This is a genomic window from Methylorubrum zatmanii (genome assembly GCF_014845115.1).
Lineage (GTDB): Bacteria > Pseudomonadota > Alphaproteobacteria > Rhizobiales > Beijerinckiaceae > Methylobacterium > Methylobacterium zatmanii.
The window spans coordinates 1-516 of the sequence record NZ_NKUI01000376.1 but is presented as its reverse complement, the minus strand read 5'-3'; the positions used below and the strand labels follow the sequence as shown (position 1 = coordinate 516).

Below are 516 nucleotides of genomic sequence, written 5' to 3'. Positions count from 1 at the left end.
CGGGCGAGCAGCCGCCCGGCGATGACCGCCGCCGGCACCAGTTCGGGGGCGAGTTTGACGGCCTTCAGGGCCTGCTCGGTGGCGGTCTCGGGCTCTCCGGCCTCATGGCTCTGGGCCGCCGCGGTGAGGAGCACCGCCCGCTGGCGGCGGGCCACGCTCTTGTCCATCAGGCCGAGGGAGGCCCGGCGTTCCACCGTCTCCGTCGCCGCCGACCATTCGCCATCGGCACATTGGGCTTCCAGCACCGCTTCATTGGCCCAGGTGACGCTCGGCGCGAGCCGTGCGGCCTCGGTGGCGTAGGCCCGGGCGGCGCCCTCGTCCTCGCGGCGGCGTGCCTCCACGAACAGGCCGCGCAGGCCGAGCACCCGCGTCTCGGGGTCGTCCGCCATGCGCTTGAAGGCCTGCTCCGCCGCCTCGCGGTCGCCGGAGATCTGGGCGGCCTGCGCCTTCAGCAGCAGGGTCAGCGGCTGGCTGCCGAGCAGCCGCTCGGCATCGCCCGCGTGCCGGCGCGCGGCG

General features: G+C 75.8%; 1 pseudogene. It reads right to left on the bottom strand.

The annotated features are described in order from the left end of the window. Window positions 1-516: pseudogene (locus MZTS_RS24830) on the bottom strand (heme biosynthesis protein HemY); the annotation flags it as partial.